Origin of the sequence: Streptomyces naganishii JCM 4654 (assembly GCF_014650575.1) — a bacterium.
GTDB classification, from domain to species: Bacteria; Actinomycetota; Actinomycetes; order Streptomycetales; family Streptomycetaceae; genus Streptomyces; species Streptomyces naganishii.
In genome coordinates this window covers 422,984-437,577 of the sequence record NZ_BMVF01000006.1, presented here as the reverse complement: position 1 = coordinate 437,577, position 14,594 = coordinate 422,984, and the positions used below count along the sequence as shown (strand labels likewise).

Here is a 14,594-nt window from a genome sequence, read left to right as displayed (position 1 = left end):
GGCCGGGCCAGGGGCGGCGGGGGCGCCCGGAGGCGAACCGAGCCCTGAAAAGGGGGGCTGTATGAAGCAACGCGGCCGACACCGGCGGCGCAGGCGCGGCAGGGCGGTACGGGCCGTCCTGTCCGGAACCGCCCTCGCCCTGACCGCCGCCGCCACGCTGATCAGCACCTCCCAGGCCACCGTCGCCGACAACCCCGGCGCCCTGGAGCGGATCGCCTCGCCCGCCGAACTGGGGCGGCTGCGCCTGACGGAGCAGCCGGTGCCGCAGCTCTGGCTCGACCGGCTCCAGGCCGCGATGGGCAAGCCGGCCGGCGTCGGAGCCGTACTGGACAGCGCCGACCGCACGCTGCGCGACGAGCGCGCCTGCACCGGCGAGGAGAAGGACGCGCTGCCCGTCGAGCCGGCGGCCACCCGCGCCTACTGCTGGGACACCGCCGACGCCGCGGCCCGGCAGTGGCAGCCCGAGTCGGTGACCACCTCCGGGGACGCCTCCGCGGACGGACGCTGGGGCGGCCACCGGGTGATCCTGTCCGGCTGGACGGACAGCGGGGACGACGCCCGCGACCGCGGGCTCGCCCGGGTGGCGTTCGTCGACGCCGACGACCCGGCCCGCCTGACGTACACCTGGGCTCTGCTCGCCGTCCCCGTCGACGGCGGACGCGACTACCGCGGGCTCGTCTCGCACGTGTCGGGGATGACCTGGTACCGGGACAAACTGCTCGTCACCACCTCCGGCGGCGAGCGCGACGCGCTGTACGTCTACGACCTGGACCGCATCCAGCGCGCCACCGTGACCAGCGACGCGATCGGCAGGGTGCCGGGCGGCTGGTCGGCGCACGGCTACCGCTGGGTGCTGCCCGCGGTGGCCTCCTACCGCCCGACCGGCGGGACCTGCGACGGTCCCGACGGCGCGGCCGGGCGGGCGGCCGCCGGAATGCCGTGTCCCACGGGCCTGTCGCTGGACCGCAGTTCCGCGCCGGACAGCCTGGTCGCCAGCGAGGCCGCCCCGGCGGGCGGCGGCCGGCACACCCGACTGTGGCGCTACTACTTCAGCCCCGACCCGGCCCGTTCCGGGCTGCTGGTCGCCGACTCCGCCGGAACCGTGATCGCGGGCGAGGCCTACGAGACGAAGGCCGAGGACGTGCGGGGGGTGCTGTCCAGGCTCACGGACCCGGCCGGGCACGCCGCCTGGTACCTGTCCAGGCCCGCCGGCCCGCACGGCACCCGCGGCACGCTGTGGCGGCAGGACCTCGGCGGCGCACGGGCGCCCGAGTGCGGCTCCGAGGACACCCACCGCTGCTGGGGCGAGGGCACCGGCTCCCTGTCCTACTGGCCCCAGACCGGCGAGCTGTGGTCCGTCTCGGGCCGCACGCTGTTCGCCCTGCCCCTGTCCTCCGTCGACCGGGCGCTGCGGCGGTAGCCGGCCCGTGCCGGCGTTCACCCCCTGGACCTGCGTCGACACGGACCCGGCCCGGATGATTCCCTGGCCGGCATGACGAACATCGCCGTGACCACCTGGTCCCTGGAGCAGACCGCCCCGACCGACCTCCTGCCGGCCACCGCACCGGAGGGGGACGTGCGGATCGTCCGTGCCGAGGTGCCCTCCCCCGAGTTCAGCCGTTTCCTGTACGCCTCGGTGGGCGGCGACATCCGCTGGACGGACCGGCTCGGCTGGACGTACGCGCGGTGGCGCGAGTACCTGGAGCGTCCGGGAGTCGAGACGTGGGTGGCCTACGACCGGGGCACGCCCGCCGGTTACGTCGAACTGGAGCCGCAGGACGACGGGGTGGTGGAGATCGTCTACTTCGGCCTGATCCAGAACTTCCGCGGCCGCCGCATCGGCGGGCACCTGCTGTCGTACGGCACCGCCCGCGCCTGGGACCTCGCGGACCGCTGGCCGGGGCTGGCCACGACGAAGCGGGTGTGGCTGCACACGTGCAGCAAGGACGGCGAGCACGCGATGGACAACTACCAGCGGCGCGGATTCCGCCTGTTCGACACCAAGGTCGAGGAGGAGCCGGAGGTGCCCACCCCGGGCCCGTGGCCGGGGGCTCACCCCGCCCGACCCTGACGGCCGCGGCGGCTCCCGCGGCATGTGATCGACGACACCCTTGTCCCACAGTCCGGGACAAGGGTGTCCGCATGATGGACGAAGCTGGACTGTGTCCAGATCGTCGTGCCACGCTGCCGTCATGTCTGGAACTGGAATCGCCTTGGTGAGCCGACGGCACGTCGACCACGGCCGCATGTCCAGCGCCATCTGTCCGGCGAGCTGATCCGCCCAGCACCGCCGCGTTCCCCCCTGCTTTCCTTGCCTGCAGCGCGATGAGGCGCATGTCCGGCCGATGCCGTATGCGCCTGCGTCCACGCAGGTCAAAGCCGTATTCCCCGCTGTCCCGAAGGACGTATCGACCATGGCCGCCGCCTCTTCGTCACACTCCGTCGCGCCCCGCCGCAAGGTGAGCCGTCACCGCGGCGAGGGACAGTGGGCCGCGGGGCACCTGACCCCGCTCAACGGCAACGAACAGCTCAAGAAGGACGACGACGGTCTCAATGTGCGGACACGCATTGAGACGATCTACTCCAAGCGCGGCTTCCACTCCATCGACCCCAACGACCTGCGCGGGCGCTTCCGTTGGTGGGGCCTCTACACCCAGCGCCGCCCCGGGATCGACGGCGGCCGCACCGGTCTGCTGGAGCCCGAGGAGCTCGAGGACGAGTACTTCATGATGCGCGTGCGCGTCACGGGCGGCCGGCTCACCACCGAGCAGCTCCGCGTGATCGGCGAGGTCTCGCAGACGTACGCCCGCGGCAGCGCGGACATCACCGACCGGCAGAACATCCAGTTCCACTGGGTGCGCATCGAGGACGTGCCCGCCATCTGGGAACGTCTGGAGTCGGTCGGCCTGTCCACCACCGAGGCGTGCGGCGACTGCCCGCGCGGCATGCTCGGCTCCCCGGTCGCCGGGGTGGCCGAGGACGAGATCATCGACGGCACGGCCGCGCTGGAGGAGATCGCCCGCCGCTACATCGGCGACCCGCGCTTCTCCAACCTGCCGCGCAAGTACAAGACGGCCGTCTCCGGCTCCCCGCTGCTCGACGTCGCCCACGAGATCAACGACATCTCCTTCGTCGGCGTGGTCCACCCCGAGCACGGCCCCGGCTTCGACCTGTGGGTCGGCGGCGGGCTGTCGACCAACCCGAGGTTCGGCGTGCGGCTGGGCGCCTGGGTGCCCGAGGCGGACGTGCCGGAGGTGTGGGAGGCGGTCACCTCGGTCTTCCGCGACTACGGCTACCGGCGGCTGCGCAACCGGGCCCGGCTGAAGTTCCTCGTCGCCGACTGGGGCGCCGAGAAGTTCCGCCAGGTCGTCGAGGACGAGTACCTGGGCCGCAAGCTGACCGACGGCCCCGCCCCCGAGATGCCCGCGCGGGTGTGGCGCGACCACATCGGCGTGCACCGCCAGAAGGACGGCCGCTTCTACGTCGGCTTCGCCCCGCGCGTGGGCCGGATGGACGGCTCGCTGCTGACCAAGGTCGCCGAACTGGCCGAGGAGCACGGCTCGGGCCGGGTGTCCACCACCGTCGAGCAGAAGATGATCATCCTCGACGTGCCCGGGGACCGGGTCGACTCCCTGGTCGACGCCCTGGAGGCGCTGGACCTCAGGGTCAAGCCGTCCCCGTTCCGGCGCGGCACGATGGCCTGCACGGGCATCGAGTTCTGCAAGCTCGCCATCGTGGAGACCAAGGAGCGCGGCAGCGAGCTGATCGACGAACTCGAGCGCCGGCTGCCTACGTTCGACGAGCCGCTCACCATCAACATCAACGGCTGCCCCAACGCCTGCGCCCGCATCCAGACCGCGGACATCGGCCTCAAGGGCCAGCTGGTCACCGACGACCAGGGCAACCAGGTCGGCGGCTACCAGGTCCACCTCGGCGGCGCCCTGGGCCTGGAGCCGTCCTTCGGCCGCAAGGTCCGCGGTCTGAAGGTGACTTCGGCGGAGCTGCCCGACTACATCGAGCGGGTGCTCAAGCGTTTCCAGGCCGAGCGCCAGGACGGCGAGCACTTCGCCGCCTGGGCGGCGCGGGCCTCCGAGGAGGCGCTGTCGTGAGCGAGCGTGCCGCGCCCTTCTACTGCCCGTACTGCGGCGAGGAGGACCTGCGTCCCGGTGAGCAAGGGCACGGGGCGTGGGAATGCGGGGCGTGCAACCGGGCCTTCCAGCTGAGGTTCCTCGGGCTGCTGGCCCGGGGGTTCCAGCGGGCCACCGGCGACGGAGGGGACGATCAGACATGACGACGGCTCAGCAAGAGCGCACCGACGAGGAGTTGAAGGCGCTGGCCGAGCAGGCCGGCCGCGACCTGGAGGACGCCTCCGCGCTGGAGATCCTCCAGTGGGCGGCGAGCACCTTCGGCGCGCGGTTCTGCGTCACCTCCTCGATGGAGGACGCGGTGGTCGCCCACCTCGCCTCCCGCGCCATGCCGGGCGTGGACGTGGTGTTCCTCGACACCGGCTACCACTTCCCGGAGACCATCGGCACCCGCGACGCGGTGGAGGTGGTGATGGACGTCAACGTCATCACGCTCACCCCGCGGCAGACGGTCGCCGAGCAGGACGCCGAGTACGGCCCGAGGCTGCACGACCGCGACCCCGACCTGTGCTGCAGGCTGCGCAAGGTCCAGCCGCTGGAGGAGGGCCTGAAGGGCTACCAGGCCTGGGCGACCGGGCTGCGCCGCGACGAGTCCCCCACCCGGGCGAACACCCCGGTGGTCGGCTGGGACGACAGGCGGCGCAAGGTGAAGATCTCCCCGATCGCCCGCTGGACCCAGGACGACGTGGACGCCTACGTCTCCGAGCACGGCGTACTGACCAACCCGCTGCTGATGGACGGCTACGGCTCGGTCGGCTGCGAGCCCTGCACCCGGCGGCTGCTGGAGGGCGAGGACGCGCGGGCCGGCCGCTGGGCGGGCAGCGCCAAGACCGAGTGCGGGCTGCACGGCTGACGATGACACAGATTCAGGAGACACACGTGAGAACCGGAGCCACCGTCTGGCTCACGGGTCTGCCGAGCGCCGGCAAGACCACCATCGCGCACGAACTCGCGGGCCGGCTGCGCGCGGAGGGCCACCGCGTCGAGGTGCTCGACGGCGACGAGATCCGCGAGTTCGTCTCCGCGGGCCTCGGCTTCTCCCGCGAGGACCGGCACACCAACGTGCAGCGCATCGGCTTCGTCGCCGAACTGCTCGCCCGCAACGGCGTGCTGGCGCTGGTCCCGGTGATCGCGCCGTACGCCGACAGCCGGGACGCGGTACGCAAGCGGCACCAGGAGAACGGCACGGCGTACGTGGAGGTGCACGTGGCGACCCCGGTCGAGGTGTGCTCCGTACGGGATGTGAAGGGCCTGTACGCCAAGCAGGCCGCCGGCGAGCTGACCGGGCTGACGGGCGTCGACGACCCGTACGAGGAGCCCGAGGCGCCGGATCTGCGGATCGAGTCGCAGCACCAGAGCGTGCAGGAGTCCGCGGCGTCGGTGTACGCCCTGCTCGGCGAAAGGGGACTGGCATGACGACCGTCGCCAAGGTCACTCAGGACGGCGAGGGCACCTCGAGCCCGTACGCCCTCTCCCACCTGGACGCGCTGGAGTCCGAGGCGGTGCACATCTTCCGCGAGGTGGCGGGCGAGTTCGAGAACCCGGTGATCCTCTTCTCCGGCGGCAAGGACTCCATCCTCATGCTGCACCTGGCGCTGAAGGCGTTCGCCCCGGCGGCGGTGCCGTTCGCGCTGCTGCACGTGGACACCGGGCACAACTTCCCGGAGGTGCTCCAGTACCGCGACCGGACCGTGCGGCAGCACGGGCTACGCCTGCACGTGGCCCTGGTGCAGGACTACATCGACCGCGGAGTCCTCAAGGAGCGCCCGGACGGCACCCGCAACCCGCTGCAGACGCTGCCGCTGACCGAGAAGATCCAGGCCGAGAAGTTCGACGCCGTCTTCGGCGGCGGGCGGCGCGACGAGGAGAAGGCGCGGGCCAAGGAGCGGGTGTTCTCCCTGCGCGACGAGTTCTCCCAGTGGGACCCGCGCCGCCAGCGGCCCGAACTGTGGAACCTCTACAACGGGCGCCACGCGCCCGGCGAGCACGTGCGCGTCTTCCCGCTGTCCAACTGGACCGAGCTGGACGTGTGGCAGTACATCGCCCGCGAGGGCATCGAACTGCCGGCGATCTACTACGCCCACGAGCGCGAGGTGTTCGCCCGCAACGGCATGTGGCTGACTCCCGGCGAGTGGGGCGGCCCCAAGGACGGCGAGAGCGTCGAGAAGCGCCTGGTGCGCTACCGCACGGTCGGCGACATGTCCTGCACCGGGGCCGTCGACTCCGACGCCGACACCATCGAGAAGGTGATCGCCGAGATCGCCGCCTCCCGCCTCACCGAGCGCGGCGCCACCCGCGCCGACGACAAGATGTCCGAGGCCGCGATGGAGGACCGCAAGCGCGAGGGGTACTTCTAGAGATGAGCACGATCACCACCGAGCAGCTTGCGGCCACCACGCTGCTGCGGTTCGCCACCGCCGGCTCCGTCGACGACGGCAAGTCCACCCTGGTGGGCCGGCTCCTGCACGACTCCAAGTCGGTCCTCACCGACCAGCTGGAGGCGGTCGAGCGCGCCTCGGCGAGCCGCGGCCAGGAGGCCCCGGACCTCGCGCTGCTCACCGACGGCCTGCGCGCCGAGCGCGAGCAGGGCATCACCATCGACGTGGCCTACCGCTACTTCGCCACCCCGCGCCGCCGCTTCATCCTCGCCGACACCCCCGGCCATGTGCAGTACACGCGCAACATGGTCACCGGCGCCTCCACCGCCGAGCTCACCGTGATCCTCGTCGACGCCCGCAACGGCGTCGTCGAGCAGACCCGCCGGCACGCGGCGATCGCCGCCCTGCTGCGCGTGCCGCACGTGGTCCTCGCCGTGAACAAGATGGACCTCGTCGGCTACGAGGAGCCCGTGTTCGCCGCGACCGCCGAGGAGTTCACGGCGTACGCCACCGAACTGGGCGTCCCCGAGGTCACCGCCATCCCGATCTCCGCGCTCGCCGGGGACAACGTGGTGGAGCCGAGCGCCAACATGGACTGGTACGGCGGCCCGACCGTCCTGGAGCACCTGGAGACCGTGCCCGTCAGCCACGACCTGGCGCACTGCCACGCGCGGCTGCCCGTGCAGTACGTGATCCGGCCGAGGACCGCCGAGCACCCCGACTACCGGGGCTACGCGGGCCAGATCGCGGCCGGCACCTTCCGCGTCGGCGAGGAGGTCGTGGTGCTGCCCTCGGGCCGCACCACGCGGATCTCCGGCATCGACCTGCTCGGCGAGCCGGTCGACGTGGCCTGGACGGCGCAGTCGGTGACGCTCCTGCTCGAGGACGACATCGACGTCTCGCGCGGCGACCTGATCGTGCCCGCCAAGGACGCCCCCGCCACCACCCAGGACGTGGAGGCGACCGTCTGCCACGTCGCCGACCAGGCGCTGACCGTGGGCCACCGGGTGCTGCTCAAGCACGGCACCCGGACCGTCAAGGCGATCGTCAAGGACATCCCCTCCCGGCTCACCCTCGACGACCTGTCCCTGCACCCGCACCCGGGCCGGCTCGCCGCCAACGACATCGGGCGGGTGAAGATCCGCGCCGCCGAGCCGCTGCCGGTCGACTCCTACGCCGACTCGCGCCGCACCGGCTCCTTCATCCTGATCGACCCCAGCGACGGCACCACCCTGACCGCGGGCATGGTCGGCGAGTCCTTCGCCGCCCCCGAGCCGGTCAAGGACGCCGCCGAGGACGACGGGTGGGACTTCTGAACGTGAACCCCACCGACATCTACTCGACGTTCGCCAAGGAGGGCGGCCGCGTCGGCAGCGGCGCCCTCGGCAGCGGACAGGGCGGGGTGGCCCGATGTGCGCGCTGACGTACGCGCACTGCCTGCGCGCCCTCACCCCCCGCCCGCCGTCCCGGCTGCGACGAAGACCTGCCGACCTCCCGGCCACGACCTGAGAGACCGTGACCGCCGGGCCTCCGAGAGGAACACCTCCCGTGCCTGCCAAACGATCGCCCCTGCTCCGCCGCGGCCTCGCCGTGGCCGCCGCGCTCCCCCTGCTCGCCCTCGCCGCCTGCGGCTACGGCTCCCAGGCCAAGGACGACGGCCCCGGCCAGAAGGTCGCCGCCGGGGCCAAGAAGACCGACGGACTGGACTCCGTCAAGATCGGCTACTTCGGCAATCTGACCCACGCGACCGCGCTGGTGGGCGTGCGGAAGGGCTTCTTCCAGAAGTCGCTGGGGGCCACCCTGGCCAAGTACCAGGTCTTCAACGCCGGCCCGTCCGAGATCGAGGCCCTCAACTCCGGTTCCATCGACATCGGCTGGCTCGGCCCCTCCCCGGCCGTCAACGGCTACACCAAGTCCGGCGGCAAGAGCCTGCGGATCATCGGCGGTTCGGCCTCCGGCGGGGTCAAGCTGGTGGTCAACCCGCAAAAGATCAAGTCCCTTGCGGACGTCAAGGGCAAGAAGATCGCCACCCCGCAGCTCGGCAACACCCAGGACGTGGCGTTCCTCAACTGGATCGCGGAGCGCGGCTGGAAGGTCGACGCGCAGAGCGGCAAGGGCGACGTGTCGGTGGTCCGCACCGACAACAAGGTCACCCCGGACGCCTACAAGTCCGGTTCCATCGACGGCGCGTGGGTGCCGGAGCCGACCGCGTCCAAGCTGGTCGCCGAGGGCGCCAAGGTGCTGCTGGACGAGTCGTCGCTGTGGCAGGGCAAGAAGTTCGTGATCACGAACATCATCGTGTCGCAGAAGTTCCTCAAGGAGCACCCGGCGGCCGTCGAGGCGGTGCTGAGGGCCTCGGTCGAGACCAACAAGTGGATCAACGCCAACCCGGACGCGGCGGAGGAGGCGGCCAACCAGCAGCTGGCGGCCGACTCGGGCAAGGCGCTGCCGGCCAACGTCCTCGACCCGGCGTGGAAGTCCATCCGGATCACCGACGACCCGCTGGCCGCCACGCTGGACACCGAGGCGCGGCACGCCGTGAAGGCCGGCCTGCTCAAGGACCCGAAGCTGGACGGCATCTACGACCTGACCCTGCTGAACAAGGTCCTGAAGGCCGAGGGCGAGCCGGCCGTCTCCGACGCCGGACTCGGCGTCAAGTAGAGCCCGTAGCCGAACAGTTCCCAGGAGGTGACGACCATGGCCACGACCCTCGCCAAGGCCGCCGGCGCCGAGGCCGTCGAGCACGCGGCACGTCTCGAGCACGTCTCGAAGTCCTTCGCGGCACCGGGTGGGCAGCAGCTCGTCCTGGACGACATCAGCCTCGATGTCGCGCCGGGCGAGTTCGTCACGCTCCTGGGCGCCTCGGGGTGCGGCAAGTCGACGCTGCTGAACCTGGTGGCGGGCCTGGACCGGCCCACCGCCGGGTCCATCACGACCGACGGCCGCCCGGCACTGATGTTCCAGGAGCACGCGCTGTTCCCGTGGCTGACCGCGGGCAAGAACATAGAACTCGCCCTGAAACTGCGGGGCGTGGCGAAGCCGGACCGGCGCGGCCGGGCCGAGGAACTGCTGGAGCTGGTCCGGCTGAAGGGCGCGTACGGCAAGCGCGTCCACGAGCTGTCGGGCGGTATGCGCCAGCGCGTGGCGATGGCCCGCGCGCTGGCCCAGGAGAGCAACCTGCTGCTGATGGACGAGCCGTTCGCGGCGCTGGACGCCATCACGCGGGACGTGCTGCACGACGAGCTGACCCGGATCTGGCAGGAGACGGGCGTCTCCGTGCTGTTCGTGACGCACAACGTGCGCGAGGCGGTGCGGCTCGCGCAGCGCGTGGTGCTGCTGTCGTCCCGTCCCGGGCGGGTGGCCCGGCAGTGGACGGTGGACATCCCGCAGCCGCGCCGCATCGAGGACGCGCCGGTCGCGGAGCTGTCCCTGGAGATCACCGAAGTCCTGCGTGGGGAGATCCGCCGCCATGGCCAGCACTGAGACGAATCCGGCGGCGAAGACGCCGCGGGACACAGCGCCGGGCGCCGGCCTTGACGGCGTGGAGGCCGGGCTCGACGCCCTGGAACTGCCGCCCCCCGGCGGCACGACCGTCCGGCAGACACTGGTCGGCAAGGTGCTGCCGCCGCTGGTGGCGGTAGCCGTGGTGCTGGTGCTCTGGCAGGGGCTGATCTCCTTCAAGATCGTCGACGACCCGTCCAAGCTGCCCTCGCCTGCCGACGTGGGCGCGGAGTTCAAGGACGCCTGGCTCCAGGGCAACCTGCTGGGCTACATCTGGACGTCCGTCTCGCGCGGCCTGCTGGGCTTCCTGTTCGCCCTGGCCATCGGCACCCCGCTGGGGCTGCTGGTGGCCCGGGTGAAGTTCGTGCGGGCGGCGATCGGGCCGGTGCTGTCGGGGCTGCAGTCGCTGCCGTCGGTGGCGTGGGTGCCGCCCGCGGTGATCTGGCTGGGCCTGGACAACTCGATGATGTACGCGGTGATCCTGCTCGGCGCGGTGCCCTCCATCGCCAACGGGCTGGTCTCCGGCATCGACCAGGTGCCGCCGCTGTTCCTGCGGGCGGGCCGCACGATGGGCGCCACGGGGGTGCGGGGCGCCTGGCACATCGTGCTGCCGGCCGCGCTGCCCGGCTACCTGGCGGGCCTGAAGCAGGGCTGGGCGTTCTCCTGGCGCTCGCTGATGGCGGCGGAGATCATCGCCTCCTCGCCCGACCTGGGCATCGGTCTGGGCGCGCTGCTGGAGAACGGCCGCAACGCCAGTTCCATGTCGATGGTGTTCGAGGCCATCGTCCTGATCCTGTTCGTCGGCATCGCCATCGACCTGCTGATCTTCAGTCCGCTGGAGCGGTGGGTGCTGCGCAGCCGCGGCCTCCTCGTGAAGAGCTGAACCGACATGTCCCAGCAGCCCGTTCTCCTGGTCGTCGCCCACGGCAGCCGTGATCCCCGCCATGCCGCGACCGTGCACGCCCTGGTGCGCGGGGTGCGGGCCGTGCGGCCCGGGCTGCGGGTGGAGACCGGCTTCCTGGACTTCAACGTGCCCTCCGTGCCGGGCGTGCTGGAGTCCCTGGCCGCCGAGGGCGTGCGCGACGTGGTGGCGCTGCCGCTGCTGCTGACCCGCGCCTTCCACGCCAAGTCGGACATCCCTGCCGTACTGCGCGAGGCGCCGTCGCGGCTGCGGATCCGTCAGGCCGACGTGCTGGGCCCCTCGCCGCTGCTGACGGCGGCCCTGGAACGCCGGTTGTACGAGGCGGGGCTGTCCCCCGCCGACAAGTCCTCGACCGGGGTCGTACTGGCCTCGGCGGGGTCCTCCGACCCGGAGGCGATCGCAGTGATCGCAGAAATCGCGCGGGAGTGGCGGCACACCGGTTGGTGCGCCGTGCGGCCTGCGTTCGCCTCCGCATCCCTCCCCCGCACCGAGGACGCGGTCCGCGAACTGCGCCGGCTGGGCTGCGAGAAGGTGGCGGTCGCCCCGTACGTACTGGCGCCGGGCCGCCTCCCCGACCGCATAGCCCGCGGCGCCGCCGAGGCGGACGCGGACGTCCTGTCCGCCGTCCTGGGCCCGTCCCCGGAGGTGGTGGAGCTGCTCCTGCGACGCTACGAGGCGGCCCGGCGGCCGGTGTTCACGGCGCTGGGGGCGTGAGGCGGGTCGCGTCGGCATCGGCGCCGGCGTGAGGGACGCCGGGGCGGCGTGGGAGAGGTCCGCGGCCGGCACTCCCCCGTGGTGCCGGGCCGCGGACGACGGCCACGGCTCGCCGGAAACCGGTGTGCCGTGGTCGCATTCCTGACAGCGCCGGGCCCGGCGGAAGTGTCACTGCGTGCGGAGCGGACCGCTCGGATTCGGCCACGTCAGCCGGCGGCCGGCGCCGCCTCGCCGGCCAGCCGCACCAGTTCGGCGACCGGCAGCGATCCCGCGGCCCGGTGCTCGCGGGCGAAGGTGTTGGCCAGATGCTGCAACAGCTCGTTGAGCGGCGTCGGTACGCCGTGCAGGCGCCCCAGGAGGACGATCTCGCCGTTGAGGTGGTCGGCCTCGATCGTGCCCGTGCCGCGCACGAGGGACTGCCAGGAGGAGCCACCGCCGCGCGGGCCGCCGGGCAGCGGGACCAGGGTGATGCGGTCGCCCCGTGTCTCCTTCTGCTCGGTGGCGCTCGCGTGGGCGATCCCGGCGGCGGCGAGCACCGCCTCCCCCTCGGCGCGCACCCTGTCGTACAGCGCCCGCGCCGCCTCGCTCTCCAGCGGGCCGCTGACGGCCTCGATGGCGTTGGCGAGATTGGCGAGCAGCTTGGCGTACTGCCAGCGGGACACGTCCGGCACGACGGGCGCCCCGAAGTGCGCGGCCTCCAGATCGGCCGCGATCCGCCGCAGCGTGCCGTCGGTGCCGTGCGGATGACGGCCGAGGTGCAGCATCCCGGTCAGCGGCGTGCCGGCGGCGGACACCACCCCGGGTTCGACGTGCGCCGCGGGCAGCCACACGCAGACGCCGTACACGTGCCGGAAGCGCCGCAGCGCGAGCCGCTGCCCCTCCACCCCGTTCTGCGCACACAGCAGCGGCAGCCGCCCGGCCGCCGTGCCCCCGCCCGCCACGGGCGCCGGCCCCCAGGCGGCCAGTGCCGCCTCGGTGTCCTGCGTCTTGACGGCCAGAATCAGTACGTCGTCGGCGCGCAGCGCGCCGAGCCGCGCCGGCCCCTCCACGGCGGGCAGCCGGTACGTCAGCTCGCCCTCGGGCACCCGCAGCCGCAGCCCGCCCTCGCGCAGCGCCGCGAGATGCGCACCGCGCGCGACGAGCACCACCTCGCGTCCGCTCTGCGCCAGCCGTCCGCCGATCGCGCCGCCGACCGCGCCTGCCCCGATGATGATGTAGCGCATGGCCCGAGCCTGCCACAGCCGTGTGTACGCTGCGCCTAGTGACCGGGGAAGAGATCGAGGACACCTTCACGCTCGCCGGCGATCTGCCCGTGCGGCGTCTCGGCTACGGCACCGCCCAGCTGACCGGGCCCGGCTACTGGGGCCCGCGCGGCGACGCCCGGGACGCGGTGGCCGTGCTGCGGCGGGCCGTCGAGCGCGGGGTGACCCTGATCGACACCGCCGACAACTACGGCCCCCATCTCGCCGAGGAACTGGTGGCCGAGGCCCTGCACCCCTACCCGGAGGGGCTGCTGATCGCCACCAAGGGCGCGGTGGTGCGCACCAGTGACCGGGCCTGGCACATCGACGGCCGCCCGCGCTCACTGCGGGCGATGTGCGAGGCGAGCCTGCGGCGGCTGCGGCTGGAGACCATCGGTCTCTACCAGCTGCACCGGCTGGACCCTGCCGTGCCGCTCGCCGAACAGCTGGGCGCCCTGGAGGAGTTGCGGGCCGAGGGCAAGATCCGGTACGTCGGCCTGGACACCGTGTCCGCCGAACAGCTGGCCAAAGCGCTGGAGTTGGCCGAGATCGTCTCGGTGCAGAACCGCTATCACCTCCTCGACCGGGAGTCCGAGCCGCTGCTGGCGCTGTGCGAGCGGCGCGGCATCGCGTTCCTGCCGTGGTTCCCGCTGGGCAACGGGGTGTTGACCGGGCACCCGGTGTGCGCCGAGGTCGCCGCCGCGCACGGGGCGACGCCCGGACAGGTCGCCCTGGCCTGGCTGCTGCACCGCTCCCCCGTGCTGTGTCCCACCCCGGGCACGGGCTCGCTCGCGCACCTGGAGGAGAACCTGGACGCCGCCGCCCTACGGCTCTCCGACGGCGAACTGGCCCGGCTGTCCGCCCTGGCCGGCTGACCCCTTGCGGGCCCACGGCCCTCAGACCTCCCCGGCGGTCAGCTCCACCAGCTTCAGGACCGTGTTCCAGTTGCGGCTGGTCGCGATCACGCCCTTGGTCACGCGGGTGCGGGAGAGCTGCTCGGCGAGCTTGGAGCGGCCGAGCCCGTCGGGCGCGTACAGGTACACCGCGCGGTCGCCGAGGCGGAACTCCTCGGGCAGGTGGGCGGCTCGGTCGATCGCCTCGTACCGCTCCGGGTCGGGCTGCGCGGACAGGTAGGTGACGTGCAGCTGCCTGGGCGCCAGCTCGGCCGCCGGGAACGGGCAGGCCTCGGCGACCGCGCGCAGATAGGCGTGGTCGCGCACCAGCACGTCCACCGGGAACCCGAACCGCTTCTCGATCGCGGCCGCCAGCTCCGCGGCCAGCGACTCCTCGTCGCCGCGTCCGGCGGTGAACACGGCCTGGCCGCTCTGCAGATGGGTGCGGACGCCGGTGTGTCCGAGCTCCTCGACCAGGGCGCGCAGCTCGGCCATCGGGACCTTGCGGCCGCCGCCCACGTTGATGCCGCGCAACAGCGCCGCGTATGTCGTCATGCGCCCACGATAGACACGGCGGAAAGGGGCCGTCGTGCCCCGTGGGGGCGGGCACGACGGCCGTCCGGGCGCGCGGCCGGGACGACGAAACCTTGGCGGATCGGCGCGCCCGGATCAACTCCTCCACGCGGCTGTGACTTGTTCAACAAGGTTTCGTAATCCCAAAGCCGAGCGCTTCCGGCGGAACGGACACCCTGATCCCCGTCCCGGAGGGCGACGGATAGGTGTAAGGGGCCACGGTCCTT

At 72.5% G+C, this 14,594-nt stretch carries 15 protein-coding genes; 13 read left to right on the top strand and 2 right to left on the bottom strand.

The genetic code is table 11. The annotated features are described in order from the left end of the window. Positions 1 to 61 precede the first annotated feature (61 nt). The 12 genes from IE217_RS14120 to IE217_RS14060 all read left to right on the top strand — a co-directional run bounded on the left by IE217_RS14120 (position 62) and on the right by IE217_RS14060 (position 11,660). A complete protein-coding gene (locus tag IE217_RS14120; protein ID WP_190178174.1) occupies positions 62 to 1,420 on the top strand; it encodes a hypothetical protein in 1,359 nt (452 codons plus the stop codon). A 72-nt stretch (positions 1,421 to 1,492) separates the two neighbouring features. Then, positions 1,493 to 2,071, top strand: a complete 579-nt coding sequence (locus IE217_RS14115; protein WP_190178173.1) for a GNAT family N-acetyltransferase — start codon at positions 1,493 to 1,495, stop codon at positions 2,069 to 2,071. 343 nt (positions 2,072 to 2,414) lie between these two features. Next, entirely contained in the window at positions 2,415 to 4,109 is a 1,695-nt protein-coding gene (locus tag IE217_RS14110; protein ID WP_190178172.1) for a nitrite/sulfite reductase, read from the top strand. After that, positions 4,106 to 4,291, top strand: coding sequence for a hypothetical protein (locus IE217_RS14105; protein ID WP_190178171.1), 186 nt, complete (start codon positions 4,106 to 4,108; stop codon positions 4,289 to 4,291). Before IE217_RS14110 ends, IE217_RS14105 begins: the two co-directional genes overlap by 4 nt. Then, positions 4,288 to 4,998 carry a phosphoadenylyl-sulfate reductase gene (locus IE217_RS14100; RefSeq protein ID WP_190178170.1) on the top strand — a complete coding sequence of 237 codons (711 nt, stop codon included), beginning with the start codon at positions 4,288 to 4,290 and terminating at the stop codon, positions 4,996 to 4,998. The genes IE217_RS14105 and IE217_RS14100 overlap by 4 nt, the downstream gene beginning before the upstream one ends. 26 nt (positions 4,999 to 5,024) lie before the next feature. Beyond that, positions 5,025 to 5,561, top strand: a complete 537-nt coding sequence (gene cysC, locus IE217_RS14095; RefSeq protein ID WP_229865283.1) for an adenylyl-sulfate kinase — start codon at positions 5,025 to 5,027, stop codon at positions 5,559 to 5,561. Then, entirely contained in the window at positions 5,558 to 6,502 is a 945-nt protein-coding gene (cysD, locus tag IE217_RS14090; RefSeq protein ID WP_190178168.1) for a sulfate adenylyltransferase subunit CysD, read from the top strand. The genes cysC and cysD overlap by 4 nt, the downstream gene beginning before the upstream one ends. Before the next feature lie 2 nt (positions 6,503 to 6,504). After that, complete coding sequence (locus IE217_RS14085) at positions 6,505 to 7,839, top strand: sulfate adenylyltransferase subunit 1 (RefSeq protein WP_190178167.1); 1,335 nt, start codon at positions 6,505 to 6,507, stop codon at positions 7,837 to 7,839. 232 nt (positions 7,840 to 8,071) lie between these two features. Then, complete coding sequence (locus IE217_RS14075) at positions 8,072 to 9,184, top strand: aliphatic sulfonate ABC transporter substrate-binding protein (RefSeq protein ID WP_190178166.1); 1,113 nt, start codon at positions 8,072 to 8,074, stop codon at positions 9,182 to 9,184. A 36-nt stretch (positions 9,185 to 9,220) separates the two neighbouring features. Next, a complete protein-coding gene (locus IE217_RS14070) occupies positions 9,221 to 10,006 on the top strand; it encodes an ABC transporter ATP-binding protein (protein ID WP_190178165.1) in 786 nt (261 codons plus the stop codon). Beyond that, complete coding sequence (locus IE217_RS14065; RefSeq protein WP_190178164.1) at positions 9,993 to 10,907, top strand: ABC transporter permease; 915 nt, start codon at positions 9,993 to 9,995, stop codon at positions 10,905 to 10,907. Before IE217_RS14070 ends, IE217_RS14065 begins: the two co-directional genes overlap by 14 nt. Before the next feature lie 6 nt (positions 10,908 to 10,913). Further along, the gene (locus IE217_RS14060; RefSeq protein WP_190178163.1) at positions 10,914 to 11,660 is read left to right on the top strand and encodes a sirohydrochlorin chelatase; all 747 of its coding nucleotides are present in this window, start codon (positions 10,914 to 10,916) and stop codon (positions 11,658 to 11,660) included. 206 nt (positions 11,661 to 11,866) lie between these two features. On the opposite strand, the gene IE217_RS14055 is transcribed toward IE217_RS14060, so the two are convergent. Then, a complete protein-coding gene (locus tag IE217_RS14055) occupies positions 11,867 to 12,883 on the bottom strand; it encodes a ketopantoate reductase family protein (RefSeq protein ID WP_190178162.1) in 1,017 nt (338 codons plus the stop codon). Positions 12,884 to 12,921: 38 nt separating this feature from the next. On the opposite strand from IE217_RS14055, the gene IE217_RS14050 reads away from it, so the two are divergent. After that, complete coding sequence (locus tag IE217_RS14050; protein WP_229865280.1) at positions 12,922 to 13,776, top strand: aldo/keto reductase; 855 nt, start codon at positions 12,922 to 12,924, stop codon at positions 13,774 to 13,776. 21 nt (positions 13,777 to 13,797) lie between these two features. Here the strand turns inward: IE217_RS14050 and IE217_RS14045 are convergent, their stop codons facing one another. Then, a complete protein-coding gene (locus tag IE217_RS14045; protein ID WP_190178161.1) occupies positions 13,798 to 14,349 on the bottom strand; it encodes a DUF1697 domain-containing protein in 552 nt (183 codons plus the stop codon). Positions 14,350 to 14,594: the final 245 nt, after the last annotated feature.

Coding starts and splice junctions, on each gene's coding strand:
- IE217_RS14100 (WP_190178170.1), top strand. CDS start 4,288: ATGACGACGGCTCAGCAAGAGCGCACCGACGAGGAGTTGAAGGCGCTG.
- IE217_RS14045 (WP_190178161.1), bottom strand. CDS start 14,349: ATGACGACATACGCGGCGCTGTTGCGCGGCATCAACGTGGGCGGCGGC.
- IE217_RS14085 (WP_190178167.1), top strand. CDS start 6,505: ATGAGCACGATCACCACCGAGCAGCTTGCGGCCACCACGCTGCTGCGG.
- IE217_RS14120 (WP_190178174.1), top strand. CDS start 62: ATGAAGCAACGCGGCCGACACCGGCGGCGCAGGCGCGGCAGGGCGGTA.
- IE217_RS14060 (WP_190178163.1), top strand. CDS start 10,914: ATGTCCCAGCAGCCCGTTCTCCTGGTCGTCGCCCACGGCAGCCGTGAT.
- cysD (WP_190178168.1), top strand. CDS start 5,558: ATGACGACCGTCGCCAAGGTCACTCAGGACGGCGAGGGCACCTCGAGC.
- IE217_RS14055 (WP_190178162.1), bottom strand. CDS start 12,883: ATGCGCTACATCATCATCGGGGCAGGCGCGGTCGGCGGCGCGATCGGC.
- IE217_RS14065 (WP_190178164.1), top strand. CDS start 9,993: ATGGCCAGCACTGAGACGAATCCGGCGGCGAAGACGCCGCGGGACACA.
- IE217_RS14115 (WP_190178173.1), top strand. CDS start 1,493: ATGACGAACATCGCCGTGACCACCTGGTCCCTGGAGCAGACCGCCCCG.
- IE217_RS14110 (WP_190178172.1), top strand. CDS start 2,415: ATGGCCGCCGCCTCTTCGTCACACTCCGTCGCGCCCCGCCGCAAGGTG.
- IE217_RS14070 (WP_190178165.1), top strand. CDS start 9,221: ATGGCCACGACCCTCGCCAAGGCCGCCGGCGCCGAGGCCGTCGAGCAC.